The sequence below is a fragment of the Allosediminivita pacifica genome (assembly GCF_003054175.1).
GTDB lineage: Bacteria > Pseudomonadota > Alphaproteobacteria > Rhodobacterales > Rhodobacteraceae > Allosediminivita > Allosediminivita pacifica.
This window is the reverse complement of sequence record NZ_QBKN01000001.1, coordinates 60,995-84,308: the sequence shown is the minus strand read 5'-3', so window position 1 is coordinate 84,308 and position 23,314 is coordinate 60,995. Positions and strand designations below refer to the sequence as shown.

The window sequence follows — 23,314 nt, the reverse complement described above, 5'->3', positions numbered from 1 at the left end:
ACCCGTCAACTGAAACGCGCGGGGCTGTAGGGCGTAAGATCGAGGTTCTCACGCTTGCCCATGATCTCGGCCGCGACCAGGCGCCCGGTGCGCGGCCCCGCGGTCAGCCCCACGTGGTGATGCCCCAGTGCCGCGTGCACGCCGCTCTGTCCAACCTCGCCGATCACCGGCAGGCTGTCAGGCAACGCCGGGCGGTGGCCCATCCATTCCTCGACCTCCGGCGCGGCAAGCCCCGGGAAGGCCCGTGCCGACAGCCGGCGCAGCATCGCGAGGGGTGCCCGCGACGGCCCCCTGTCGAGCCCGCCGAACTCCAGCACGCCCGCGCAGCGCACGCCGGTCTCCATCGGCGTGGCGACGAAGGCGCCCGCGGCGACCATGACCGGCCGCGAGGGCCCGCCACTGCCACCCTTGAAATGCAGGTGATAGCCGCGCTCGGTCTCGAGCGGCAGGGTCAGTCCCAGTCCCTGAAGCAGCGGCGCCGAATGCGCGCCACAGGCGATCACGGCCCGGTCACAGGGCACCGGCCCGGCGTCGGTCTCGAGGTGCGTGAACTTCGCATGCTCCACCGTGATCGCCTTTACGCCCGCACGCATCACCCGACCGCCCATGGCTTCGAAGTCTCGGGCGAGTGCCGCGACATAGGCCCCGGGGTCGGTGATATGCCCGTGGTGCTTCTGGATAGCGAGACAGCCCACGCTGTCGCCGAGGCTCGGCTCGGCCTCCTGCACCGCGCCGCCGGTCAGAACCTCCTCGGCGCCGAAGCCGTACTCGGCCTTCAGGCCCCAAGCATAGCCGTCGGCGTCAAACGCCGCGCGGTCGGCATAGGCGTGCAGGTACTCGCCCGGGACGACGTGGCGCCGCGCCGTCAGCCCTTCGGTCAGCGCGAGATGCTGCTCCGCGCTGTCCGAGGTCAGCGGCGCCAGCGCGGCGGCCGCCTCGCGCACATCCGCGTCGGTTGCATGTGACATGTAACGCGTGAGGAAGGGCGCGAGCTTCGGGAGATGGCCCCAGCGCAGGAACAGCGGCGAGTCCCGCCGCAGCAGCATGGGAAGCGCCTTCTTCCAGAGCCCCGGCGTCGTAACCGGCACGACCGCGCCCGCGGCGAGCACCCCGGCGTTGCCGAACGACGCCCCCTGCCCTGGCGGATCGCGGTCGATGAGCGTGACGTCGGCGCCGAAACGGCGCAGCCATATTGCGGTGGCGGTGCCGACGATGCCGGCGCCGACCACCACCACGTGCCGGGGGGAGGAGGGGGTCATAGGCGCATGTGGGGTCATGCGAACCGCTGCGTCAAGCGAAGTTCCCCTGCCGCCACAGGTTGTGTCAGGCGGCCTGCTTACCCTCGGCCGAACCGCCCCTTCGTCGCGGTGGGACATGCCGGCAGAGTGATGCCCCCGTCCGACACGAGAGATCCACGTTTGCGGACATTCGTGCCCGCCCCGCCGATGCGGAAGGGCCCGGGCATGTCATCGGCGGATGGCGCAACCTCGACGCCGCCCCCGGAACCGCAGTTCAGTGCAGGGTGTCGTTGCCCTCTTCGAGAGCGCGCAGGATCTGCTCGGCCTCTTCGGCGTCGGGCGGATCCTCGGCAGGGATCGCGTAGCGCCCGCCCATCCAGCGGGCGAGGTCCACGTCCGCGCAGCGCGCCGAGCAGAAGGGCTTGTAGCGCTCCACGCTGTCCTTGTTGCAGATTGGGCAGCTCATGGCTTCCTCCCTGTCAGGGCCTGGTCAGAGGCTTTCCGAAAGCGGCAGACGGTCGCGCTGGCGCTGGATCTCGATCAGCCCCATCTGCGTCCAGCCCACCAGCGTGGTCTCCGCCGTCTCGCGCTTGAAGGCGGCGCGCAGCATGCCGTCGATCTGCTTGCGCTCCTTCTTGGGGCACGGCGCGGGATCGACCACCACCTGGCCGCCAAGGCCCCGCAGGCGCAGCTGGCGCGGCAGATCGCGCAGCGCGGCGAGATTGGCCTTGAGCCCGGCGGCGGGCGAGGTGTCGCCGCGCGTGTTGATGTCGACGGCCACCAGCGCGCTGGTGGGTTCGATGCGCATCTCGGCGCTGCCCACGGGCACCGAGGCACGGCTCAGGGCCTCGATCTCGTCGGTCACGCCATGGCGATCAAAGCTGCCTTCCTCCGCGTCGACCGAGGCCGGATCGGTCCAGTCGCGCCAGGCCAGCAGGTGCGGCCCGTCGCCCTCGAGCAGCAGCTCGGGGCCGGAGCCCGCATCTTCGAGCACCTTGGCGGCAAGCGCGGCCATGGCGGCGATGTCCTCGGCCACCTCATCGGCATCCGCGCCGGCGGCGGCAGAGCGCAGGATCAGGCCCGCGCCCTCGGGCAGCGGCGTTTCCGCCACGGCCTCGTGGGCGATTTCCAGAAGGGCGTCGCGCTCGTCGTCCTCGCGGATCTGGCGCGAGATGTTCAGCCCCGGCGCACCGGGCGTGACGATGGCGTAGCGCGACTTGAACAGCAGGCGCGGCGTCACCGGGATCGCCTTGCCCGGCTCGGCGTAGCCCGTCACCTGCACCAGCATCTCGTCCCCCGGGGCCACGCCCTTGATCTGGCGCAGGAAGGCATTGCCGTCGGGTGTCCTGAGGAAGATGCCGCCCTGCCCCTTCACCGGGCGATCGGCCACGGCGCGGTAGATATGGCCGGGGCGCGGCCGGTCGCTGTCGATGAGCAGGTCCTCGAGCTTGCCGTCGCGGATCAGCGCGGCGGCCTCGCGGCCTTTCACGTGGTCGAGCGCGATGGTCACACCCTTCATGTCGTCACCTCGTAGAGCGGGTAGCCCGCGGCCACCAGCAGGTTGGCGGTTTCCGACAGCGGCAGGCCCACCACGGCGGTGAAGCTGCCCGAGATCCACGGAACAAAGGCCCCGGCGGGCCCCTGGATGCCGTAGCCGCCGGCCTTGCCCTGCCAGTCGCCGCTGGCGATGTAGGCCTCGACCTCGGCGACCGAGAGATGCTTGAGCTTGACCTGCGTGACCACGTCACGCTCCCAGACCTTGTCGCCGCGGCGCACGGCCATGGCCGTCACGACGCGGTGGCGGCGGCCCGACAGCGCCTTCAGGAAGCCGCGCGCCTCGTCGGCGTCGGCGGGTTTGCCCATGATGCGGCGGCCCATGGCGACAGTGGTGTCGGCGCTGAGCACGATCTCGTCGTCCGAGGCCTGAACGGCCAGCGCCTTCTCGCGTGCGAGCCGCAGGCAGTAGGGCCGTGGCAGTTCCCCCTTGCGGGGATCCTCGTCGATGTCGGGGGGGCGGATGTCGTCGGCCACGACCCCGAGCTGCGCGAGCAATTCGCGCCGGCGCGGGCTTCCGGAGCCGAGGATGAGTCGGGGGCGCTGGTTCATCTGAAAGCGGCAGGCACGGCGCCCGCCGTCTTACTTGAAGCGATAATTGATACGGCCCTTGGTGAGGTCGTAGGGGGTCATTTCAACCTGAACCCGGTCGCCGGCGAGAACCCGGATACGGTTCTTGCGCATCTTGCCTGCCGTGTGTGCGATGATCTCATGGCCGTTATCCAGCTCGACCCGAAACGTCGCATTCGGCAGGAGTTCCTTGACGACACCGGGGAATTCGAGCGTGTCTTCCTTGGCCATGGTCACTCCGTCCTTTGCCGCTTCGCTCATATGCGAAACATGCGGTCATATGGGCCCAATCCCGCTGCTTTTCAAGCGGGAATCAGCGCAGCGGCGTCACCGGCACCGCACCGTCGCGGCCATGCTGCTCGTTCCAGTGCGTACGGTTCAGAACCACCCCGTCGGCGCGCACCCGCGCGATGGCATCCGTGTCGATCTCGGCATAGGTCCAGCCCTCGCGGTTGAGCTGCCCCTCGGCCAGCACGCCGGTGGCCGGAAAGCCCGTGTCCGGCGGGCCGAAGATGCCGCCGCAGCCGCAGTTGGTGTCCACCGCCGGTGACCACGCGCAGTCGCCGATGGTCGAGGACATGACCGTCACGCACTGATTTTCCAGTGCCCGGGCCATGGACCCGATGCGCACGCGCCAGTAGCCCGACAGCGCCTCGGTGCAGGAGGGGACCAGCAGTATGTCGGCCTCGGCCAGCGCCCGGCCCAAGAGGGGAAATTCGCTGTCATAGCAGATCAGCACGCCGATCCGGCCCAGCTCCGTATCGAACAGCCGCAGCGGACCGCCGCCCTCGACGCCCCAGTCGTCGCGCTCGAATCGCGTCATGAGCTGCTTGTCCTGCACGCCCATGGCGCCCGATGGCGCGAAAAGCCGTGCGCGGTTCACAGGGCGGTCGCCCAGCTCGGGATCGAAGGCCGGGGCAGAGGCCGCGAGGATGTGCACCCCGTGGCGCGCGGCCAACTCGGCGTGCAGCGCGTCGGCCTCGGGCAGACGCTCGGACACCGCGTGAAGCGACGCTTCCAGGTCCCCCGCCACCTTCTCGCCCGCCAGCGTGGCAAGCTCCATGGCCCCGTACTCGGGGAAAACCAGCAGATCGGCCCCCTGCCCGGCAGCGTCGGCAACCCAGTGGCCGATCTTGTCGGCATAGGCATCCCAGCTGTCGAGAAACTCCATCGGGTATGCGGCGGCGGCGAGTTTCATAGCGATTCCTTTCGCGGCTCTGCGCTGGCGCCGCTCTACCTTGTCAGAGCGCCTTGATCCAGAACTGCAGTGGCTTTGCCGTTTCCTCGGCCGCATCCACGTCCTTCCAGCGGAAATGGGCGACGACGCCGTCCAGCGGCGCGTAGCCGCGCTTGCGCCAGAAGGGGTCGAGCGGGGCGTGATCGTCGGGCCGCAGCGGGTGGTCGGCGGACCGCACCACGCCGCAGAAGGCGCTGTAGTGCCGCCCCATCGCCCGCGCGTGATCCTCGCGCAGGTCGAAGAACCGGGGCCCTACGCCGCGCCCGCGGTACTCGGGCAGCAGCACGGATTCGGCGCAGTAAAAGATGTCGCCCAGCGCGTATCCCGTGCCGTCGAAGGCCCCCGCGAAATCTTCGGCGTGGTCCTCCATGGGGGTGCCCGTGGCCGCCCCCACCAGCCGCGCACCGTCGAAGGCGCCCACGAGCACCGCGCCCGCGCTGTCGCGGTAAGTCTGCAGATACTCCCGCTCGTAGGCGAGATCCCCGTCGTAGAGGTAGGGAAAGGCCCGGAACACCTCGATCCGCAACCGCGCCACGTCGTCGAGCGCCGCGTCCAGCGCCGCCCCCGTCAGCACCTCGACCCGCATCAAGACACCTGCCGGATCCAGTCGGCGAGATTGTAGTAGGTGACCACGCGGCTGATGAGCCCGTCGCGCACCGAGAAGAACGACCCCGCCGGCAGCCGGTAGGTCTGGCCCGTCGCCTCGGGCAGCCCGCTGTCGGTCGCCTTGTAGGTACCGTTCACCGTGTATTCCGCCGCCGCCCGCGTGCCGTCCTCGCTCGCGAAGACGACCATGTCGGTCAGTTGCTCGGCGTAGCAGTAGCTCATGTGGGTGCAGAACTCGCCAAAGGCCTGACGGCCCACGCGCACCTGCCCCTCGTTCACGTGGTGGGCCACGTCCTCGGCGAGGCAGTCCAGCATCGCCGCCGTGTCATCCGCGTTGAAGGCCCTGAAATAGGCCTCGATCACCGCACGCGTCTCGTTCAAGTTCGTACTCCTTCACACCAGGGGACGCGTCCGCGCGTGCCCCCATTTGTCGACCACGCGCCCGCGGATCTGGTCCCGCGTCTGGCGATAGGCGTTGAGCTTGCATTCCCGCGTCTCGCCCAGCCCCGTGGGGTCGAGGATCGGCCAGTATTCCACGCTGAGGTGGTAATAGCGCGTCATCTCAAGCGCCACCCGCCGCGAGGCATCGGACATCGCCACGACCAGGTCGAAACCCGACAGCGCCTCGCCCATGCTTTCGAGTTCCTCGAAGCTGCGCGCCCGGTGTCGCGCCAGTTCCACTCCGATCTCGGAACAGACCGCGATGGCGAAACCGTCGATTTCCAGGTCGTTCACCACGCCCACGGACTGCACGTAGATCTCGGTCCCGAAGACCTTCTTCATGATGCCTTCGGCCATCGGGGACCGGACGGTGTTGTGGTCGCAGCAGAAGAGGATCGACTGGGGAAGCCCGCCCACGCCTCAGACCCCGAAGTGCAGAACGCAGACAAGGGTGAAAAGCCGCCGCGCGGTATCGTCGTCGACCTCGACCTTGCCCTCCAGGCGCTCCTGCAGGATGCGCGCGCCCTCGTTGTGGATGCCGCGCCGGGCCATGTCGATGGTCTCGATCTGGCTGGGCGGCAGGGTCTTCACGGCGTCGAAGTAGCTCTTGCAGATCTGGAAGTAGTCCTTGACCACCTGCCGGAAGGGCGACAGCGACAGGTGGAACTCGGCCGCCTGTTCCTGCGCCTCGGTCGCCACGTCGAAGACCAGCCGCTTGTCCCGGATCGACAGGCCCACGTTGTAGGGCCCGGGCGGCACCTCGCGGTCCGCCCGCGCCGGAAGGACAAAGCTGTTCTGCTCCATCAGGTCGAACATCGCCACCCGCCGCTCCTGCTCGATCTCGGGCGTCGGCGGCGGCAGGTTGGCGTCGTCCAGGTCGATATGCGCGATGCGGCTCATGGGCGGACTTTCGCAGGTGCGGCATCAGGGATAGCAGCCGCCCGCACGACTTGACAATATGTCCTGCGGGACATGCCCGCCCTCAGGTCGAGATCCCGACCGCGCGGCCCGACCAGGCCCGCTCGCACAACTGCCGCGCCAGGAACTCCGCCACGTCCGCCCGCGCGATCCTGAGCTTCAGGTTCCGCTCGACGGGCGCGAAACCCACGCGGAAGGCGCCCGTCGCGGGACCGTCGACAAAGGCCGAAGGGCGCACGATGGTCCAATCGAGCCCGCTCGCCCGGACAAGCTGTTCCTGCAACTCGTGGTCGCGGTGCACCGGCCGCAGCAGCGCGCCGAACATCACCCGCTTCCACCAGAAATCGAGATTGCCCCAGCTTTCATGCGCGCCGAGCGTGCTCTGCACCACCAGCCGGGGCACGCCATGCACCTGCATCGCGCGGATCACGTTCAGCGTGCCTTCCGAACGGATGCGCGAGCGCAGCGCGGACCCGGCTCCGAGCGTCACGATCGCCGCATCGTGCCCCGGCATGGCCGCGCTGACGCTTTCGAAATCCAGCGCATCGCTCGCGATGCGGCGCAGCCTTGCATGCTGCACCCCGAGCCTTTCGGGACGCCGGGCAAAGGCGGTCACGGCGTGGCCCTCGTCGAGCAAGCTCTGCACTGCAAGGGATCCGACGGAACCGGTGGCGCCGAAGACGATGACGGAACGCGGCTGGGCGGGATGGGAGGGGACGGTCATGGCAATTTCCTTTTCGGGATGAACTTGACATAGTGTCAAGTTGACAGGGGAGCTTCTGCGTCGTACTTGACGCCATGTCAAGTGAGTCTTCCCACACCCGCACGAAAATCCTCGCCGCCGCTCGCCAGCTTCTCGAAGGGGGCGGACAGGTTCGCATGTCCGATATCGCCAAGGCCGCAGGCATCAGCCGTCAGGCCGTCTACCTGCATTTTTCCACCCGCGCCGACCTGCTGGTGGCGCTGACCCGCTGGATGGACGAGGTGAACGAGATCGACCGGCTCCTCGCCCCCAGTCGCACAGCCCCCGACGGACCCGCCCGGCTCGATGCCTGGGTCGCGGCCTGGGGCAGCTACATCCCCAAGGTGCACGCCGTCGCACGAGCCCTCATGGCCATGTACGACACCGACGCCGAGGCCCGCGCCGCCTGGGACGACCGCATGGCCGCCATGCGCGATGGCTGCGCGGCGGCGGTGCGGGCGCTGTCGGCGGACGGCTGCCTGCGGGTCGATCTGTCCGAGCAGCAGGCCATCGACCTGCTCTGGACACTGCTGTCGGTGCGCAACTGGGACCACCTCTGCCGCGACTGCGGCTGGAGCGAAGAGGTCTATGTGGTGCGGATGCAGGATCTCACCCGGCGTGCGCTCTGCGACTGACGGCGCGGGTGGCTGAGTGCGGAAGCGAGGGGCCAGCCCCTCGCGCTCCCCGGAGTATTTCTGCCAAGAAGAAGGGGCGGCGTCAGGTCCCGGTCACCTCGTAGGCGCGTCGGATGCCCGCGGTGGCCCGGCCCCAATCCGAGGCTTTCACGCGTCTCTGGTGCGCCTCGAAGGCGGCGCGGTCGATGAAGCATTCGGCGACGCGCCAGACCATCGGGTCCTCGGTCTGCGTGACATCGAAGGACAGGCAGCCGGGCTCCGCGCGGGTCAGGCGGATGTGGTCGGGCAGGTAAGTCTCGACCGTCGCCAGCTCGTCAGGGCTGCTGCAGATCAGATGGCCGTTGAGGTGGACCTGGGCGGCCTCATTGTCGCTCATGTGTTGCCCTCCCGGGCTGCCCCTTTCGCGGGACATTCCTAAGAAACGGTAAATTCGTCTCTGTAAGCCATTGATTCATATAGAACGGAAAGATGTCCCGGCCCGGGACGCCCTTTCAGCGGTTCAGCTTGTCGAGCCGCGCCAGCACGCTCAGCCCATGCGCCTCGAGGCTCTCCGAGGTGGCCAGCGTCGCCGCCGCCGGCCCGATGGCGCGCAGGCTTTCGGGGGTCATCTTCGCCAGCGTGGTCCGCTTGAGGAAGTCCATCACCGAAAGCCCCGAGCTGAACCGCGCCGAGCGCGCCGTGGGCAGCACGTGGTTCGGTCCGCCCACGTAATCCCCGATCGCCTCGGGCGTCCACTGGCCGAGGAAGATGGCGCCCGCGTGGGTGATCTTCTCCGACAGCGCCTCGGGGTCGGCGACGCAGAGTTCGAGGTGCTCGGGGGCGACGCGGTTCGACAGGGCCGCCGCCTCGTCGAGGTCGCGGGTCACGATGACGGCGCCGAAATCGCGCCAGCTCGCACCCGCGATCTGGCCGCGTTCGAGATCGGGCAGGCGTTTTTCAACCGCCTCGGCCACCGCCCGGCCGAAGGCCGCGTCGGGGGTGATCAGGATCGACTGGGCGCTCTCGTCGTGTTCGGCCTGGCTCAGCAGGTCGAGCGCCACCCAGTCGGGATCGTTGTCGCCCTCGGCGATCACCAGGATTTCCGAGGGGCCCGCGATCATGTCGATGCCCACCTTGCCGAAGACGCGCCGCTTGGCCGCCGCCACGAAAGCATTGCCCGGCCCGGTGATCTTGTCCACCGGCGCGATTGTCTCGGTCCCGTAGGCCAGCGCTGCGATGGCCTGCGCGCCGCCCACGCGGTAGATCTCGTCCACCCCTGCGATGCGCGCGGCGAGCAGCACAAGCGGGTTCATCACCCCGTCAGGCGTGGGCACGGTGATGGCGAGCCGCCCGACCCCCGCCACTTTGGCGGGAATGGCGTTCATCAGCACCGAGGAAGGATAGGAGGCCAGCCCCCCGGGCACGTAAAGCCCCGCGGCCGAGACCGGCGTCCAGCGCCAGCCCAGCATGGCGCCCTCGGGATCGGTCCATTTGGCATCCTCGGGCATCTGGCGGACGTGGTAGGCCCGGATGCGCTGCGCGGCCAGTTCAAGCGCCGCGCGGTCCTCGGCCGAGACCTTGGCGATCTCGGCATCGACCTCGGCGCGCGAGACGGCGAGCGTCTGTTGCGACAGAGCGAGCCTGTCGAATTTGGCCGTCAGCTCGATCAGGGCCGCGTCGCCGCGGGCGCGCACGTCCGCGATGATCCCGGCCACGGTCTCATCGACGTCGGGGCTGTCCTCGCGCTTGGCGGTGAGCAGCGCCTCGAACGCGGCGTCGAAGCCGGTCTCGGTGGTGTCGAGAAAGACGGGCATGGCAGACCTCCGGGAAATTTCGCGCCACATAGCGCGCCGGGCCTGTCGCCTCAAGCGCCGCTAGCGGCCCGTGGCTCCCATGGCGGCCTCGGCGCGGGCCCTGCACTTCGGACAGACCGTGTAGTGATCGACCTCGGGCAGCTGCCGTTCCCCCAGCGGCACCATCTGCCAACGCTCACCAAGCTTGTAGTCGCAGCACACGGCACAACGCTCCAGCGGCTTGGTGTGCCAGACCGGGTGGCCCGGGGTCACCGGGCCACAGGGGGTCACGCCACGCGGCACATGGGTGATGCGCAATCCACCTCGGCTGAGCGGAACGATCCTCATCTCGTAGCGGCGGATCATCCCCGGCGCGTCGCAGCGCTGCGCCACCGAAAGCGGAACGCCCTGCTGCCGGGTCGCGCGGAAAAGCCGCTCCATCAGGTCGGCGATCTCGCCCCCGCTGAAATAGCGCCAGACGCTGCGGCCCAGCACCGAGCGTTCCGACAAGCCGATCCCGTCGTTGCCCTGCGCGAAACCGGCCCAGTCGCCGACCAGCGCGCGCAGCCGGTCCTTCTGGTCGATCTCGTAGCCCACGGGCAGAATGCGGGTCGCGGCTTCCTGTTCACTTACACGTCTTATGGAGCGTTACCCCAAGCTCAGTCTTCCGGGTGGACCGGCACCTTCCCCGATGGCGCAAGGTAAGGCCGCGTCACGTCGCGCAGCACCACGTCGAGCGCCTCGACCTCGGCCTTGATGGCCCCGTCCCCGGCAAGGGTGAAAACCACGGCGCCTGTCCCGTCCTCGCCCGGCTCGAAGCCGACGGAGAGGATGGACAGCACGAGATCCGGATCGGAGCGGTCGATGCCCTGGCTGGCCACCCGAAGAACGTTGTCGACAACCATCAAGGCGCGAACGCGTTCGGGGGCCTGCGGTTCCGCGACCGAGGCCTCGCGCCGCAGACGGTTGACGAGCAGCGCCAGCCGGCGCTGCCCCGCCTGCCAGCGGATCTCGGACACCTGCAGGACCGCGTCCTGCACCAACGCCGAGATCACCTGCAGATCGTCGGGGTCGAGCGCCCCCAGATAGAGCGGCTTCTCGCCGCCGTCCTCGAAACGGGCGTCCTCGGTCATTGGGCCGCGACCCGCTGAATCTTGGCGCCGACACCCGACAGCTTGCGCACCACGTGCTCGTAGCCGCGGTCGAGGTGGTAGACGCGGCTCACCACGGTCTCGCCCTCGGCGGCGAGCCCGGCCAGGATCAGAGAGACCGAGGCCCGCAGGTCGGTCGCCATGACCGGCGCGCCGCGCAGCTTGTCGACGCCGCTCACGCGGGCGGTGCCGCCGTGCACGTCGATGCTCGCCCCCATCCGCATGAGTTCGGGCGCGTGCATGAAGCGGTTTTCGAAGATCTTCTCTTCGAGCACGCTGGTGCCCTCGGCGGTGCAGAGCAGCGCCATCATCTGCGCCTGCAGGTCGGTGGGGAAGCCCGGGAAGGGCTCGGTCGTGACGTCGACGGCCTTGACCCGGCCATTGCCGCGCCGCACGCGCAGGCCCTTTTCGGTCTCCTCGACCGAAATACCGGCCGCGTCGAGTTTCTCGCAGAAGGCCTGCAACAGGTCGATGCGCCCGCCGAGGCAGGTGACGTCGCCGCCGCAGATCGCGGGGGCCAGCATGTAGGTGCCAAGCTCGATCCGATCGGTCACCACGCGATGGGTGGCCCCGCCAAGGCGCTCGACGCCCTCGATGGTGATGGTGTGGGTGCCCTCGCCCTCGATCTGGGCGCCCATCTTGCGGAGGCACTCGGCCAGGTCGACGATCTCGGGTTCGCGGGCGGCGTTCTTGAGGACCGTGGTGCCCTTGGCCAGTGTCGCGGCCAGCAGCGCGTTTTCGGTCGCCCCGACCGAGACCAGCGGGAATTCGAAGGTGGCCCCCTTCAGCCCGCCGTCGGGCGCGGTGGCGTGCACATAGCCGTCGCGCAGGTCCATTTCGGCGCCCATCGCCTCGAGCGCCTGAAGGTGCAGGTCCACGGGCCGCGCACCGATGGCGCAACCGCCGGGCAGCGACACCTCGGCATAGCCCTCGCGTGCGAGCATGGGACCGAGCACGAGGATCGAGGCTCGCATCTTGCGCACGATGTCGTAGTCGGCCCGGCGGCTCGTGACATTGTGCGACGACAGCGCCAGCACGTGCCCGTCGGCCAGCGACGACACCTCGGAGCCGAGCGAGCTCAGAAGCTCGGTCATGGTCCGGATGTCGGAAAGCCGCGGCGCGTTGGTCAGCGTCAGCGGTTCATCCGACAGCAGCGTGGCCGGCATCAGGGTGAGGCAGGCATTCTTCGCGCCCGCGATGGGGATGTCGCCGCTGAGCGCGCCGTTCCCCGTGACGATGATCTGGTCCATGCCTGTCAGTCCTTGTTTCTGCTCGGTGTGCCGTCGGTTTCTTCCGACGTTTCGGGGGCGGGGGGCTCCGCGCGGGCACGCGCCTGCTGCTTGCGGCGCGCGAGATTCGACTTAAGCGCGGCCTTGAGCCGGTCTTCGCGGCTTGCCTCGGAGCGGTCGTTGCGGGGTGGTTTGCGATCCATGGGCCCCTGTCTACCGCAGGCGAAAAAAAGCGTCCAGATTGCGCTTGCGTGCCGCGAAATTTGCGTCTAAGCACCGCCCACATTCGGAAACGGGCTGCTGTAGCTCAGAGGTAGAGCACTCCCTTGGTAAGGGAGAGGTCGAGAGTTCAATTCTCTCCAGCAGCACCATTCCCCTTCCCGAGATCCCCTGCGACACTTGCATAACCTGCCACCGCGACGTCTGGTCGGACCGCCTCAAGGCATTGCCATCGAAGCGAAATCCGGCGTGCGCTCAGGTTGCCTCCGCATCCCACCCTCCGTTTCCGGCCCAGGCCGGTGCAGATCCGTCGCCCCTCCCCGCGCTTGCCAAGGCCTTCCCCGCCTTCTAAGCGGGCCTCTGTTCCGGACCGGATGGCCCATTTGCTGCTCTATCGCCTGCTCATCACGCTCTTCGCACTTCACGCGCTCAGCCGCGCGCTGCGTCGCGATGGCCGCGACGTGCTGCGCGCGCGGCTCGGTGGCGGATCAGCGCCGCCGGACGACCGTCCGCACATCTGGCTGCACGGTGCCTCGAACGGCGAACTCGCCTCGGCCCGCCCGGTAATCGAGGCACTGCGGGCCCGCCGTCCGGACCTGTCGCTTCTGGTGACCTGCAACAGCACAACCGGGGTCGAGATGGTGGGCCGCTGGAACCTCGAGGGCGTCACCGCCCGCCCCGCGCCGGTCGACCTCGGCTGGGTCACCCGCCGCGTCATCCGGCGCTGGAACGTCGTCGCCCATGTCGCGCTCGAATCGGAGCTCTGGCCGCACAGACTGCTGAACTGCCCCGGCCCCGTGATCCTGCTCGGCGCTCGCATGCGGCCGGGCACGGCGCGGCTCTGGCATCGCTTCGGTCGGCTGGGGCGTCGCCTGCTCGACCATGTGACGCTCGCCTCGGCGCAGGATCCCGACAGCCGTGACCGGCTGCGCGCGCTGGGGCTGCCCGAACGGGCCGAGGCGCCCGTGATGGACCTGAAGTCGCTCTACACGCCGCCCGACATGGCGCCCGATTCCGCCTTGGCCGAGGCCTTCTCGCGCGATCAGACATGGCTCGCGGCCTCCACCCACCCCGGCGAGGAAGAGATCGTGATCGCGGCGCATCGCAAGCTGCGCGGCTCCGAACCGCAGGCACGCCTCATCCTCGCCCCCCGCCACCCGCGACGCGGCGCCGAGGTGGCCGAACTCGTAAATGCGACCGGTCTCACCCTTGCCCGTCGCAGTCTGGGCGAGGCGCCAGGTGACGCGCAGGTCTACCTTGCCGACACCATGGGCGAGATGCCTCTCTGGTACGCGCTTGCGGGCCGCGTCTTCATCGGTGGCACGCTCAACGACCGCGGCGGGCACACGCCCTACGAGCCCGCGGCCTTCGGCGCCGCCATCCTGCACGGTCCCGACGTGGCCAATTTCCGGGCGCCCTTCACAAGGCTGTCGAAGGCAGGTGCGGCAAGTGAAATCCACGATGCCGACAGCCTCACCACCGCCCTGCACGCGCTCGAAAGTGGCGAGGGCCAGCGTCGCGCCGGCAAGGCCGCCGCCGAGGCTCTGCGCCAGGAAAGCGATCTCGACGATCTGATGGCACGCTTCATCCCCCTGCTGCCACCCGTTCATGAAACTTGAAGCCGGACGTGCGATCCCTATCTTGCGGCGGACGTAGAAAGTTCGGGCAGATGATCCACTACACCCTCAAATGCACCAAGGGGCACGAGTTCGACAGCTGGTTCCAGTCGGCGGGCGCCTTTGACAAGCTTCAGCAGGCGGGGATGGTCGCCTGCACCACCTGTGGCGCCACCGATGTCGAAAAATCGCTCATGGCACCGAATGTCGCGACCAAGGACAAGGCCGACCGCGGCACCCGCCTGTCCGAGCCACGCTCCGAGGCCGAACAGGCGCTGGCAAAGCTGCGCGCCCATGTCGAGGCGAACTCGGAATACGTGGGCACCTCCTTCGCGCGCGAAGCGCGGGCCATGCACGCGGGCGAGGTCGACCAGCGCCCCATCTGGGGCGAGACGCGCGGCGAAGAGGCCCGCAAGCTCGTCGAGGATGGCGTGCCCATCGCCCCCCTGCCCTTCCGTCCCACGCGAAACAGCAACTGAGGTCATCATGCGGGTCCTGATCACCGGCGCCAGCCGCGGCATCGGCGCGGCACTTCTGCAGGGCTTTACCGCCCGGGGCGACGACGCGCAGGGCACCGCCCGCAGCGCAGGCGACGGCCTCCTGCCGCTCGACGTGACCGACCCGGGATCGCAGCGCGCGCTGGCCGACCGGCTGGAGGGCCAGCCGCTCGACGCGCTGATCTGCAACGCCGGCATCTATCCCGACAAGGGACAGTCGCTCGAACGTGGTTATCCGCCCGAGATGTGGGCCGAGACCTTTGCCACCAACGTCACCGGCGTCTTCCTCGCCGTTCAGGCGCTGCTGCCGAACCTGCGGCAGGGCACCGATCCCCGCATCGCGATCATCAGCTCGCAGATGGCCTCGGACGAACGGGCCCCGGGCGGCAGCTACATCTACCGCGCCTCCAAGGCGGCCGCGCTGAACCTCGGGCGCAACCTCGCCGTCGATTTGAAGTCAGAGGGCATTGCCGTCGGGATCTACCACCCCGGCTGGGTGCGCACCGACATGGGCGGCGAGAGCGCCGCGATCTCGGTCGAAGAATCGGCCCAAGGCCTCATGGCGCGCCTCGACGCCCTCGGCCTTGCCAACACCGGCTGTTTCGAGACCTGGGATGGCCAGCCCCATCCCTTCTGAGCCGCTCGCGTCCCCGGGCGACATCGTCGCGGCCTTCATCAGGGCCTGGCACGCCCGCAGCGGCACCGGTATCGCGGCCCTCTTCACCGAGGATGCGGATTTCGTGAACGTCACCGGGCTCTGGTGGCGCGGGCGCGACGCGATTGCGGCACCCCATGACTATGCGCTGAAGAGCTTCTTCGCCGAAACGACCCTCCGCGCCGGCCGGACCGAGACCCGCCTATTGTGCGATGACAGCGCCGTCGTGCGCTGCCGGCTGCACATGACCGGCCAGCTTGCCCCCGACGGCAGCACCGCGGGCCCGCGCCAGACCATCCTCACCTTCGTCATGCGGCGCTTTTCCGATGGCTGGCTTGCCGTCAGCGCGCAAAACACCGATGTGGCGCCCGGCAAGGAAACCCACGTGAACACCGGCGATCTGGAAGCGACCCGTTACAGCCATTAGGCACAAGGCGGCAAATATGGTCCGCCCGTTGCCACATCGCCCTGCACTCTCTTGCCCTTTCGCAGGGGCAAGCCTAAGACGCCCGGCAATCGAAGACCCCGGGGAGCACACATGCCCGTTCTCGTCATGAAATTCGGCGGCACCTCCGTCGCCACCCTCGACCGCATCCGGCGCGCCGCCAAGCGCGTCGGAGTGGAAGTATCCAAGGGCTATGACGTCATCGTCATCGTCAGCGCCATGTCGGGCGAGACCAACAAGCTCGTCGGCATGGTAGAGGAAACCTCGCCCTTCTTCGACGCACGGGAATACGACGCCGTCGTCAGCTCGGGCGAGAACGTGACCGCCGGGCTCATGGCCCTCACCCTTCAGGAAATGGACGTGCCCGCACGCAGCTGGCAGGGCTGGCAGGTGCCGCTCAAGACCAATTCGGCGCATTCCTCGGCCCGGATCGAGGAAATCCCCACCGACAACATCAGCCGCAAGTTCGGCGAAGGAATGAAGGTGGCCGTGGTCGCGGGCTTCCAGGGCATCAGCCCCGAGGGCCGCATCACCACGCTGGGCCGGGGCGGGAGCGACACCACGGCTGTGGCCTTCGCTGCGGCCTTCGGCGCGGAGCGCTGCGACATCTACACCGACGTGGACGGGGTCTACACCACCGACCCGCGGATCTGCGAGAAGGCCCGCAAGCTGGACAAGATCGCCTTCGAGGAGATGCTGGAACTGGCCAGCCTCGGGGCGAAGGTCCTGCAGACCCGCTCGGTCGAGCTGGCGATGCGCTACAAGGTGCGCCTGCGGGTGCTGTCGAGTTTCGAGGAACAGTCGGACGCGGCCGGGACGCTGGTCTGCGACGAGGAGGACATCATGGAAAGCAAGGTTGTGGCGGGCGTTGCCCATTCGCGGGACGAGGCCAAGATGACCCTGGTGAGCGTCGCCGACCGGCCCGGTATCGCCGCGGCCATCTTCGGTCCGCTGGCCGAGGCCGGGGTGAACGTGGACATGATCGTCCAGAACATCTCGGAGGAGGGTCGCACCGACATGACCTTCTCGCTGCCGATCAACCAGATCACGCGGGCAGAGAAGGCGCTGAACGCCGCCAAGGACAGCGGTTCGGTCAACTTCCACGGTCTCGTCACCGACGACCGCGTCTCCAAGGTATCGGTCGTGGGCATCGGCATGCGGTCGGCGGCGGGTGTGGCCTCGAAGATGTTCAAGGTGCTCTCGGACGAGGGGATCAACATCAAGGTCATCACCACCTCGGAGATCAAGATCTCGGTCCTGATCGACCGGAAATACATGGAGCTTGCCGTGCAGGCGCTGCACGACGCTTTCGAGCTCGAAAAGGAAGGCTGACAGCGGTGTCCCGCGAAGGGACACCCTGACGGACGGATCCAGCCCGCCCCGGGCCACCGGGCCGGGCAGCCCCCTGCATTATCGAAAATACCCCAGATTTTTCTTCCGCGACGGATGGCGGTAGTCCGCCCTCTGCCCGGCCGCCGTTAAACCTTTGTTCTTCACCCCTGCGCTATGCACCTCCCACCCGAGACGAGGAGGCGACGCCTTGCGCAGCGATGACCTGAACAAGAAACTGCAGCAGTTCGACCTGAACGAGGCCACGCGCGCCCATGTCGCCGAGGCCGGCCGCATCCTGATGCCCAAGGTCGACAAGGTACTGGAACGCTTCTACGCCCGCGCACTGGCCGACCCGGAGGCCGCGGGCTTCTTCGACGGCGACGACATGGTTCGCGGCGCCCGCAACGCCCAGAAGAAACACTGGGAACGGCTCTTCTCCGGCACGTTCGATGCCGACTACGAAGCCTCGATCGAACGGATCGGCCGCACGCATGCCCGCATCGACCTGCCGCTGCACATCTACATGTCGGCCTACGCCGATGCTTCCGCCTGCATGATGGACATGCTCGTTGACGAGTGCTGCAAGGGCTTCCGCCCGGGCAAGCGCCAGCGCACCAAGAAGCTCATCGGTGCGCTCAGCCGCGCCTTCGCGCTCGACACCGAACGGGTCACCACCGTCACCTTCCAGGTCTGGAACGAGGAACAGACCCTCGCAGTTCACCACCTCGACCTCGCGATCGAGGCCATCGCCACAGGTAACCTGACCTATCGCATCCCCTCCTCCGAGGTGAGCGATTTCCCGGTCAGGTACGAGTTCCTTCGCGAGAAGCTTAATGGCGCCATCGACCGGTTGAGCTACGTGCTGCGCAACGTGAAGGAGGCCATGACCACGCTCATGGCGCTTGTCGAAGAGGTTCGCGGCTCGGCCGAGGACCTGTCGCAGCGCACCAACAGCCAGGCCGCCTCGCTCGAGGAAACCGCCGCCGCCATGGAAGAGATCACCAACAGCGTGGCCGAAACATCCAAGTACACGGTCAACGCCGATGGCGTTGCGCGCGAAGCCGCGCACGAAGCGGGAAACAGCGCCTCCATCGTCGAGGAAACCGCCCAGGCCATGGACGGGATCAAGACATCGTCCGAGCAGATCTCCCAGATCACGACCCTCATCGACGACATCGCCTTCCAGACCAACCTGCTCGCGCTCAACGCCGGGGTCGAAGCCGCCCGTGCCGGAGAGGCAGGCCGCGGCTTTGCCGTCGTCGCGGGCGAAGTCCGCTCGCTCGCCGCCCACTCCTCCGAGGCCGCGCGCGAGATCAAGGTGCTGATCAGCGAAAGCCGCGACCAGGTGGAACACGGCGTGACGCTGGTAGGCCGCGCGAAGACCAGCCTTACCGGCCTGATCCAAAGCTTCGAACAGGTTTCCAAGCTCTCGAGCGAGATCAACGAAGCCAGCCGCCAGCAGTCCCGCGGCCTCGACGAGGTGAACGTCAGCGTCACCCAGCTCGACACCATCACGCAGCAGAACGCGGCGATGGTCGACCAGACCAACGACCGCATGAACGCGCTTCATGCCGACGCGGACCGGGTGCAGAAGCTCATGGGCACGCTGCAGACCGACGAGCCCGAGAACGACACGCGCGCGAGCATCGTCGAGAAGTGGCGCAAGGACAACGGCGAGCAATACGGCCGCCGCCGCGCGGACCTGCCGATCGGCGAGGAAGCAGCCTCCTGAGCCCTCCCGTAAGCGCGGCCTTGGCCCGCGGTCCGGACCACGACCCCCGCGTGCTGCCGAAGCGGGCAAGGCCCCCGAATGCCGCAACGCAGCATGGACGCCATTGCGCTGCGGCAAGCAATCCGCTTTCCCTTCCCCGCTCAACTCGCCTATAGCTGGTGCCCGGAACGCACCCGGGAGGAGCCGACGGCCCAGATGGCGGATGGTCTTGAAAGCGAAAGCCGCAAACTGCTGCGGCGCCTGCGCGACACGATGGCCGAAGAGGCCGCCGGACAGGCCCGGCTCGACAAGATCACCTTCCTCACGGCCGATTCCATCGGCACCGAGGTCTGCTCGATCTACCTCTTCCGCGACGACGAAACGCTCGAACTCTGCGCGACCGAGGGCCTGAAGCCCGAGGCCGTTCACCAGACACGCATGCGACTGGGCGAAGGCCTTGTCGGTCGCGTCGCCCGGACTGGCAAGATCGTGAACACCGCCGATGCCCCCGCAGAGCGCGGCTTCCGCTACATGCCCGAGACGGGCGAGGAGATCTATTCCAGCTTTCTCGGCGTGCCGATCCAGCGTCTGGGCGAAAAGCTCGGCGTACTCGTCGTGCAGTCCAAGCACCAGCGCCGCTTCACCGACGACGAAGTCTACGCGCTCGAGGTCGTCGCCATGGTGCTGGCCGAGATGGCCGAACTCGGCGCCTTTGTCGGCGAGGGCGCGGCCCTCAGCGCGCGGCACACGCAGGCGGTCCTGTTCCGCGGCACCACCGGACAGGAGGGCGCGGCCATGGGCCATGTCTGGCTGCACGAACCCCGCGTCGTGGTCACCAACATGGTCGCCGACGACCCCGAAAGCGAACGCAAGCGGCTGGTCGAGGCCGTCGACCGGCTTCGGATCGGCGTCGACGAGATGCTGGCCGGTGCCGGGGCCGAGGGTGATCAGGCCCAGGTGCTCGAGGCCTACCGGATGTTCGCCAATTCGAAGGGCTGGCTGCGTCGCATGGAAGAGGACATCGCACGCGGCCTCTCGGCCGAGGCCGCCGTCGAGAAGGAACAGAGCCAGGCCCGCGCCCGACTCGCGCAGGCGACCGACGCCTACCTGCGCGACCGGTTGCACGATCTCGATGACCTGTCGAACCGCCTGCTGCGCATCCTGACCGGCCAGGGCCGCGAGACCGGCTCCGAGATGCCCGACGACCCGATCCTCATCGCCCGCAACATCGGCCCCGGGGAACTGCTCGAATACGGTCGCCAGCTCAGGGGCGTGGTGCTCGAAGAAGGCTCGGTCGGCAGTCACGCCGCCATCGTGGCGCGCGCACTGGCGATCCCGCTGGTCATCCACGCTGAACGGATCACCAACGAGGCGCTGAACGGGGATCGAATCCTGGTCGATGGCGACCAGGGCGTGGTGCACCTGCGCCCCGACGATTCCGTCAACAACGCCTTCCGCGACAAGATGGCCATGCAGGCCAAGGCCCAGGAACGCTATGCCTCGATCCGCGATACCGACTGCATCAGCGCCTGCGGTACCCGGATCGGGCTGCACATGAACGCCGGGCTCATGGCGGACCTCCCCTCGCTCCACGGATCGGGGGCCGAGGGCGTCGGTCTGTTCCGCACCGAGCTGCAGTTCCTGATCCGCAACAAGATGCCCCGCCGGACCGAGCTGGTGCAGCTCTATTCGCGCGTTCTCGACGCGGCCGAAGACCGCCGCGTGGTGTTCCGCACGCTCGACATCGGCTCCGACAAGGTGCTGCCCTACATGAAGCCCATAGACGAGCCGAACCCCGCGCTCGGCTGGCGCGCGATCCGCGTCGGGCTCGACAAGCCGGGCGTGCTGCGAATGCAGCTTCAGGCGCTCCTGCGCGCCGCCAACGGGCGGCCGCTCGCCGTCATGTTCCCCTTCATCGCGCAGTACGAGGAATTCTTGGCCGCCCGCGAAGAAGTCAGCAAGGCCGTCGCCCGCGAGGAACGGCTGGGCCACACCCTGCCCGAGAAACTCGAGATCGGCGCCATGCTCGAGACCCCGAGCCTCGGCTTCGCGAGCCAGAAGCTTTTCGACGAGGTCGATTTCCTCTCGGTGGGCGGCAACGATCTCAAGCAGTTCTTCTTTGCCGCAGATCGAGAAAACGAGCTGGTCCGGCGTCGCTACGACACGCTCAACGCCTCGTTCCTGTCCTTCCTCGAACGCATCGTGGAGCGCTGCGAAACGAGCGGCACGCCGCTGTCCTTCTGCGGCGAGGACGCCGGCCGGCCGATCGAGGCGTTGGTGCTGGCCGCGATGGGCTTCCGGATGCTCTCCATGCGCCCGGCCTCCATCGGCCCGGTCAAGAGCCTCATGATGCGCACCCGGCTCGACGACCTGCGGGGGGTCATCGATAGGGCCATCGCGGACGGAGAACAAACCGTACGGCCGGCGGTGATGGACTACCTGCGCGAACTGACCTGAGGACGCGGCACGAAGACAAAAAAGCCCGGCCGCAGGATTTCGCCGCGACCGGGACCGAGGTTCCGGATTTCCCGCGCGGTCACACCTTTTGGTGCCCGCGCCTGTGCCGCACGTTCTGCGCGACCGGCCTTTGACCGTTTCTTCCCGCCCCGAAGAAGCGGGCGATCCATTTTGAATCGCCCGCCGGGGCCGTGCCGGAATCGAGGGCCTCTCGCGGCGGGCTGTTCCGCCCGAACTCCGCTCGATTCCCTTGATAGAGGGGTAAGGTTAAGGTGAGGTTAGAAACCCTCCCCGGTCAGCGCTGTTTCTGCACCTGCAAACGGCTGCGCAGATCCGCGGTCAGATGCTCCTGCGGGATGCCGCTGCGCTCTGACAGGGCCCGAAGGCCAAAGCTCACATGCGCCATCTGCTGGTAGTAGCTGGTATAGGCATAGTTCGTCGCAGCCCCCGCAGCGGCCCCCAGGATCGGGATCGTCTGCGCCGCAAGCTTCTGCCCCAGAACGGTGGCAAGCCGCGGCGCCACGCGGGCGATCACGCCGTGCATCGTGGCCCCCGTCAGCGTCAGCCGCGCCGAGAGAAAGGCCATGTCGGCGCCATCATCCTCGGCCAGCGGCCCGGCCGAGGCAAACACGGCCAGGCAGGCGCGCAGGATCTCGGGATCGGCCGGATCGAAGCCGTGCTCGGCGGCGATCCCCTGGATCGCGCGCAGCAGCACCGTCGTGGTCACGGGTAGCTCGGCCAGCGCAGTGGGCAGGCCGCCGGCTCCGCCCACGGCCCCCATGGCCGTGGTCATCGCGGTGTTGAGCCAGCCCTTCTGATCCGGCACCACGGCGCGCGACCCGGCCGCCGCGCGGGCTGCTGTTTCGAGCGCCCGACCCGTGGTTTCCTCCAGCCGGTCCTTCACACGGTCCGGCAGGCGTTCAAGCAGGTTCTCGGCCTGCGTGCCCACGATGTTGAGCACCTGCATCCCCACCGAGTTGGCGGCACGGTGCCGCTTCTCGAGCGCGGCCAATTCCCCCTGCACGTCGATGGCGATGATCTCGGTTCCCGTCATGGCACTGCCTCCGTTGCCCTGCCCTACCCAGATTGGCGGTTGCGCGCCCCGGTTCAAGCCGCGCGTGTCACATCCCCCGACACGCCCTGCCAGGCGCCGGGCGTGAGGGAAACGCCGAGCACCCGGTCCGGGTTCGTCGGCGGCGGCATGGTGACGTCCTCGAGCCGGGTGAAACCGAAGCGCCCGTAGTAGGGCGCATCGCCCACAAGCAGCACGCGGTCATGGCCCATCTCGCCCGCGCGGGCGAGCGTGTCGCGGATCAGCATCCCGCCAAGGCCTTCGCCCTGGGCGATCGGGTGCACGGCCACGGGGCCGAGCAGCAGCGCATCATGGGAGCCGACGCGCACCGGCCAGTAGCGAATCGCCCCACCCACGGCGCCGGTCTCGTCTCGTGCCAGCCGGCAAAGCGGCACCACCGGCTCCACTCCGTCTCTCAAGCGATAGGAGCTGAGCGCACTGCGCCCCGGGGCAAAACATGTATCGTAGAGGGCCTCGACATCCCACCAGTCGTCGGGCGCTTCCTGGGTCAGCGTGAACAGGTTTCCGGCCCCCCGTGCATTTCGGCGGCATTGCCCCTATCACGGGTCCGAGCGCCCGGCAAACGGGCTGCCAGATCAAAGGATGTCCCGATGTTCTACCGCCCGTCCGATGGCCACGGCCTGCCGCACAATCCCTTTAACGCGATCGTCTCGCCGCGCCCTATCGGCTGGATCTCGACCCGCGGCGCGGACGGCCACGACAACCTCGCGCCCTATTCCTTCTTCAACGCCGTAGCCTATGTGCCGCCGCAGGTCATGTTCGCCTCGACATCGGCCAAGGAGGACCGCGGCGACACCAAGGACAGCGTCGCCCAGATCCGCGAAACAGGCGTCTTCTGCGTCAATATCGTCGCATACGAGATGCGCGACGTCATGAACGACAGCTCCGGCCCCTGGGAGCGCGAGGTCGACGAATTCGAGCACGCGGGCATCGAGAAGGCGCAATGTTCCGAGATCGATTGCGCCCGCGTGGCAAAGGCCCCGGCGAACCTTGAATGCCGCCTCACACAGATCGTCGAACTTCCCGGCCAGTCCAACTTCGTCGTCTTCGGCGAGGTGGTGGGCGTGCACATGCGCGACGACTGCCTGGTGGACGGCATCTTCGACGTGCTGACCTTCAATCCGCTCTCGCGGATGGGCTACCGAGACTACACCGTGGTGCGGGACAAGTTTTCCCTCAAGCGCCCGGGCGACTGA

Annotated in this window: 28 protein-coding genes and 1 tRNA gene; 10 read left to right on the top strand and 19 right to left on the bottom strand. The window is 68.2% G+C overall.

The features are described from left to right. Positions 1-5: 5 nt before the first annotated feature. The 11 genes from C8N44_RS00410 to C8N44_RS00360 form a co-directional block, all read right to left on the bottom strand. Positions 6-1,259 (bottom strand): NAD(P)/FAD-dependent oxidoreductase, encoded by a 1,254-nt coding sequence (locus tag C8N44_RS00410; RefSeq protein ID WP_107974181.1) that lies wholly within the window; start codon positions 1,257-1,259, stop codon positions 6-8. 253 nt (positions 1,260-1,512) lie between these two features. Continuing rightward, entirely contained in the window at positions 1,513-1,704 is a 192-nt protein-coding gene (locus tag C8N44_RS00405; RefSeq protein ID WP_107974180.1) for a DNA gyrase inhibitor YacG, read from the bottom strand. A gap of 24 nt (positions 1,705-1,728) precedes the next feature. After that, complete coding sequence (locus C8N44_RS00400; protein ID WP_107974179.1) at positions 1,729-2,757, bottom strand: ribonuclease E/G; 1,029 nt, start codon at positions 2,755-2,757, stop codon at positions 1,729-1,731. Beyond that, a complete protein-coding gene (locus C8N44_RS00395) occupies positions 2,754-3,344 on the bottom strand; it encodes a Maf family protein (RefSeq protein ID WP_107974178.1) in 591 nt (196 codons plus the stop codon). The genes C8N44_RS00400 and C8N44_RS00395 overlap by 4 nt, the downstream gene beginning before the upstream one ends. Before the next feature lie 30 nt (positions 3,345-3,374). After that, positions 3,375-3,593 carry a translation initiation factor IF-1 gene (gene infA / locus C8N44_RS00390; RefSeq protein ID WP_023849011.1) on the bottom strand — a complete coding sequence of 73 codons (219 nt, stop codon included), beginning with the start codon at positions 3,591-3,593 and terminating at the stop codon, positions 3,375-3,377. Positions 3,594-3,675: 82 nt separating this feature from the next. Further along, entirely contained in the window at positions 3,676-4,560 is an 885-nt protein-coding gene (locus tag C8N44_RS00385) for a carbon-nitrogen hydrolase family protein (RefSeq protein ID WP_107974177.1), read from the bottom strand. Between the two features lie 43 nt (positions 4,561-4,603). Continuing rightward, positions 4,604-5,185 carry a GNAT family N-acetyltransferase gene (locus C8N44_RS00380; protein WP_107974176.1) on the bottom strand — a complete coding sequence of 194 codons (582 nt, stop codon included), beginning with the start codon at positions 5,183-5,185 and terminating at the stop codon, positions 4,604-4,606. Further along, complete coding sequence (locus C8N44_RS00375; RefSeq protein ID WP_107974175.1) at positions 5,185-5,586, bottom strand: ketosteroid isomerase-related protein; 402 nt, start codon at positions 5,584-5,586, stop codon at positions 5,185-5,187. The genes C8N44_RS00380 and C8N44_RS00375 overlap by 1 nt, the downstream gene beginning before the upstream one ends. 12 nt (positions 5,587-5,598) lie before the next feature. Then, on the bottom strand, positions 5,599-6,063 hold the full coding sequence (locus C8N44_RS00370) for an arsenate-mycothiol transferase ArsC (protein WP_107974174.1): 465 nt from the start codon (positions 6,061-6,063) through the stop codon (positions 5,599-5,601). Between the two features lie 3 nt (positions 6,064-6,066). Further along, complete coding sequence (locus C8N44_RS00365; RefSeq protein WP_107974173.1) at positions 6,067-6,546, bottom strand: UPF0262 family protein; 480 nt, start codon at positions 6,544-6,546, stop codon at positions 6,067-6,069. An 82-nt stretch (positions 6,547-6,628) separates the two neighbouring features. Next, on the bottom strand, positions 6,629-7,288 hold the full coding sequence (locus C8N44_RS00360) for an NAD(P)-dependent oxidoreductase (RefSeq protein ID WP_107974172.1): 660 nt from the start codon (positions 7,286-7,288) through the stop codon (positions 6,629-6,631). Between the two features lie 74 nt (positions 7,289-7,362). Here C8N44_RS00360 and C8N44_RS00355 point away from each other — a divergent pair, with 74 nt between their 5' ends. Continuing rightward, positions 7,363-7,941 carry a TetR/AcrR family transcriptional regulator gene (locus C8N44_RS00355; RefSeq protein ID WP_107974171.1) on the top strand — a complete coding sequence of 193 codons (579 nt, stop codon included), beginning with the start codon at positions 7,363-7,365 and terminating at the stop codon, positions 7,939-7,941. A gap of 82 nt (positions 7,942-8,023) precedes the next feature. Here C8N44_RS00355 and C8N44_RS00350 read toward each other — a convergent pair whose 3' ends face one another. The 6 genes from C8N44_RS00350 to C8N44_RS23525 form a co-directional block, all read right to left on the bottom strand. After that, a complete protein-coding gene (locus C8N44_RS00350) occupies positions 8,024-8,317 on the bottom strand; it encodes a putative quinol monooxygenase (protein WP_107974170.1) in 294 nt (97 codons plus the stop codon). A 115-nt stretch (positions 8,318-8,432) separates the two neighbouring features. Beyond that, positions 8,433-9,734 carry a histidinol dehydrogenase gene (gene hisD, locus C8N44_RS00345; protein WP_107974169.1) on the bottom strand — a complete coding sequence of 434 codons (1,302 nt, stop codon included), beginning with the start codon at positions 9,732-9,734 and terminating at the stop codon, positions 8,433-8,435. A gap of 60 nt (positions 9,735-9,794) precedes the next feature. Further along, positions 9,795-10,310, bottom strand: a complete 516-nt coding sequence (locus C8N44_RS00340; RefSeq protein WP_107974168.1) for a hypothetical protein — start codon at positions 10,308-10,310, stop codon at positions 9,795-9,797. 62 nt (positions 10,311-10,372) lie between these two features. Next, positions 10,373-10,846, bottom strand: a complete 474-nt coding sequence (locus C8N44_RS00335; RefSeq protein ID WP_107974167.1) for a DUF2948 family protein — start codon at positions 10,844-10,846, stop codon at positions 10,373-10,375. Beyond that, positions 10,843-12,114 carry a UDP-N-acetylglucosamine 1-carboxyvinyltransferase gene (murA, locus tag C8N44_RS00330; RefSeq protein WP_107974166.1) on the bottom strand — a complete coding sequence of 424 codons (1,272 nt, stop codon included), beginning with the start codon at positions 12,112-12,114 and terminating at the stop codon, positions 10,843-10,845. Before murA ends, C8N44_RS00335 begins: the two co-directional genes overlap by 4 nt. A gap of 5 nt (positions 12,115-12,119) precedes the next feature. Continuing rightward, positions 12,120-12,296 (bottom strand): hypothetical protein, encoded by a 177-nt coding sequence (locus C8N44_RS23525; RefSeq protein WP_170121056.1) that lies wholly within the window; start codon positions 12,294-12,296, stop codon positions 12,120-12,122. Positions 12,297-12,389: 93 nt separating this feature from the next. Here C8N44_RS23525 and C8N44_RS00325 point away from each other — a divergent pair. From C8N44_RS00325 to ptsP, 8 genes are all read left to right on the top strand, one after another. Further along, a tRNA-Thr gene (locus C8N44_RS00325) sits at positions 12,390-12,464 on the top strand. Positions 12,465-12,695: 231 nt separating this feature from the next. After that, positions 12,696-13,931, top strand: a complete 1,236-nt coding sequence (locus C8N44_RS00320; RefSeq protein WP_107974165.1) for a 3-deoxy-D-manno-octulosonic acid transferase — start codon at positions 12,696-12,698, stop codon at positions 13,929-13,931. A 50-nt stretch (positions 13,932-13,981) separates the two neighbouring features. Further along, the gene (locus C8N44_RS00315; RefSeq protein ID WP_107974164.1) at positions 13,982-14,407 is read left to right on the top strand and encodes a DUF1178 family protein; all 426 of its coding nucleotides are present in this window, start codon (positions 13,982-13,984) and stop codon (positions 14,405-14,407) included. A 7-nt stretch (positions 14,408-14,414) separates the two neighbouring features. Beyond that, on the top strand, positions 14,415-15,062 hold the full coding sequence (locus C8N44_RS00310; protein ID WP_107974163.1) for an SDR family oxidoreductase: 648 nt from the start codon (positions 14,415-14,417) through the stop codon (positions 15,060-15,062). Then, a complete protein-coding gene (locus C8N44_RS00305; RefSeq protein WP_107974162.1) occupies positions 15,040-15,507 on the top strand; it encodes an SgcJ/EcaC family oxidoreductase in 468 nt (155 codons plus the stop codon). The genes C8N44_RS00310 and C8N44_RS00305 overlap by 23 nt, the downstream gene beginning before the upstream one ends. A 111-nt stretch (positions 15,508-15,618) precedes the next feature. Beyond that, on the top strand, positions 15,619-16,857 hold the full coding sequence (locus C8N44_RS00300; protein ID WP_188758613.1) for an aspartate kinase: 1,239 nt from the start codon (positions 15,619-15,621) through the stop codon (positions 16,855-16,857). Positions 16,858-17,065: 208 nt separating this feature from the next. Beyond that, the gene (locus C8N44_RS00295; RefSeq protein ID WP_158273974.1) at positions 17,066-18,589 is read left to right on the top strand and encodes a globin-coupled sensor protein; all 1,524 of its coding nucleotides are present in this window, start codon (positions 17,066-17,068) and stop codon (positions 18,587-18,589) included. 195 nt (positions 18,590-18,784) lie between these two features. Continuing rightward, positions 18,785-21,025, top strand: coding sequence for a phosphoenolpyruvate--protein phosphotransferase (ptsP, locus tag C8N44_RS00290; protein ID WP_107974160.1), 2,241 nt, complete (start codon positions 18,785-18,787; stop codon positions 21,023-21,025). A gap of 295 nt (positions 21,026-21,320) precedes the next feature. Here ptsP and C8N44_RS00285 read toward each other — a convergent pair whose 3' ends face one another. Both C8N44_RS00285 and C8N44_RS00280 read right to left on the bottom strand, forming a co-directional pair. Then, on the bottom strand, positions 21,321-22,079 hold the full coding sequence (locus C8N44_RS00285; protein ID WP_107974159.1) for an EcsC family protein: 759 nt from the start codon (positions 22,077-22,079) through the stop codon (positions 21,321-21,323). Positions 22,080-22,132: 53 nt separating this feature from the next. Continuing rightward, positions 22,133-22,618: a GNAT family N-acetyltransferase gene (locus C8N44_RS00280; RefSeq protein WP_107974158.1), complete on the bottom strand. Its 486-nt coding sequence runs from the start codon at positions 22,616-22,618 to the stop codon at positions 22,133-22,135. Between the two features lie 90 nt (positions 22,619-22,708). Between C8N44_RS00280 and C8N44_RS00275 the strand changes: the two genes are divergently transcribed. Continuing rightward, positions 22,709-23,314 carry a flavin reductase family protein gene (locus C8N44_RS00275; protein ID WP_107974157.1) on the top strand — a complete coding sequence of 202 codons (606 nt, stop codon included), beginning with the start codon at positions 22,709-22,711 and terminating at the stop codon, positions 23,312-23,314.

Excerpts from the sequence above, each read along its gene's own strand:
- C8N44_RS00410 (WP_107974181.1), bottom strand. The coding sequence starts at position 1,259 with ATGACCCCCTCCTCCCCCCGGCACGTGGTGGTGGTCGGCGCCGGCATC.
- C8N44_RS00405 (WP_107974180.1), bottom strand. The coding sequence starts at position 1,704 with ATGAGCTGCCCAATCTGCAACAAGGACAGCGTGGAGCGCTACAAGCCC.
- C8N44_RS00400 (WP_107974179.1), bottom strand. The coding sequence starts at position 2,757 with ATGAAGGGTGTGACCATCGCGCTCGACCACGTGAAAGGCCGCGAGGCC.
- C8N44_RS00395 (WP_107974178.1), bottom strand. The coding sequence starts at position 3,344 with ATGAACCAGCGCCCCCGACTCATCCTCGGCTCCGGAAGCCCGCGCCGG.
- infA (WP_023849011.1), bottom strand. The coding sequence starts at position 3,593 with ATGGCCAAGGAAGACACGCTCGAATTCCCCGGTGTCGTCAAGGAACTC.
- C8N44_RS00385 (WP_107974177.1), bottom strand. The coding sequence starts at position 4,560 with ATGAAACTCGCCGCCGCCGCATACCCGATGGAGTTTCTCGACAGCTGG.
- C8N44_RS00380 (WP_107974176.1), bottom strand. The coding sequence starts at position 5,185 with ATGCGGGTCGAGGTGCTGACGGGGGCGGCGCTGGACGCGGCGCTCGAC.
- C8N44_RS00365 (WP_107974173.1), bottom strand. The coding sequence starts at position 6,546 with ATGAGCCGCATCGCGCATATCGACCTGGACGACGCCAACCTGCCGCCG.
- C8N44_RS00360 (WP_107974172.1), bottom strand. The coding sequence starts at position 7,288 with ATGACCGTCCCCTCCCATCCCGCCCAGCCGCGTTCCGTCATCGTCTTC.
- C8N44_RS00355 (WP_107974171.1), top strand. The coding sequence starts at position 7,363 with ATGTCAAGTGAGTCTTCCCACACCCGCACGAAAATCCTCGCCGCCGCT.
- C8N44_RS00350 (WP_107974170.1), bottom strand. The coding sequence starts at position 8,317 with ATGAGCGACAATGAGGCCGCCCAGGTCCACCTCAACGGCCATCTGATC.
- hisD (WP_107974169.1), bottom strand. The coding sequence starts at position 9,734 with ATGCCCGTCTTTCTCGACACCACCGAGACCGGCTTCGACGCCGCGTTC.
- C8N44_RS00335 (WP_107974167.1), bottom strand. The coding sequence starts at position 10,846 with ATGACCGAGGACGCCCGTTTCGAGGACGGCGGCGAGAAGCCGCTCTAT.
- murA (WP_107974166.1), bottom strand. The coding sequence starts at position 12,114 with ATGGACCAGATCATCGTCACGGGGAACGGCGCGCTCAGCGGCGACATC.
- C8N44_RS23525 (WP_170121056.1), bottom strand. The coding sequence starts at position 12,296 with ATGGATCGCAAACCACCCCGCAACGACCGCTCCGAGGCAAGCCGCGAA.
- C8N44_RS00315 (WP_107974164.1), top strand. The coding sequence starts at position 13,982 with ATGATCCACTACACCCTCAAATGCACCAAGGGGCACGAGTTCGACAGC.
- C8N44_RS00310 (WP_107974163.1), top strand. The coding sequence starts at position 14,415 with ATGCGGGTCCTGATCACCGGCGCCAGCCGCGGCATCGGCGCGGCACTT.
- C8N44_RS00305 (WP_107974162.1), top strand. The coding sequence starts at position 15,040 with ATGGCCAGCCCCATCCCTTCTGAGCCGCTCGCGTCCCCGGGCGACATC.
- C8N44_RS00300 (WP_188758613.1), top strand. The coding sequence starts at position 15,619 with ATGCCCGTTCTCGTCATGAAATTCGGCGGCACCTCCGTCGCCACCCTC.
- ptsP (WP_107974160.1), top strand. The coding sequence starts at position 18,785 with ATGGCGGATGGTCTTGAAAGCGAAAGCCGCAAACTGCTGCGGCGCCTG.
- C8N44_RS00285 (WP_107974159.1), bottom strand. The coding sequence starts at position 22,079 with ATGACGGGAACCGAGATCATCGCCATCGACGTGCAGGGGGAATTGGCC.
- C8N44_RS00275 (WP_107974157.1), top strand. The coding sequence starts at position 22,709 with ATGTTCTACCGCCCGTCCGATGGCCACGGCCTGCCGCACAATCCCTTT.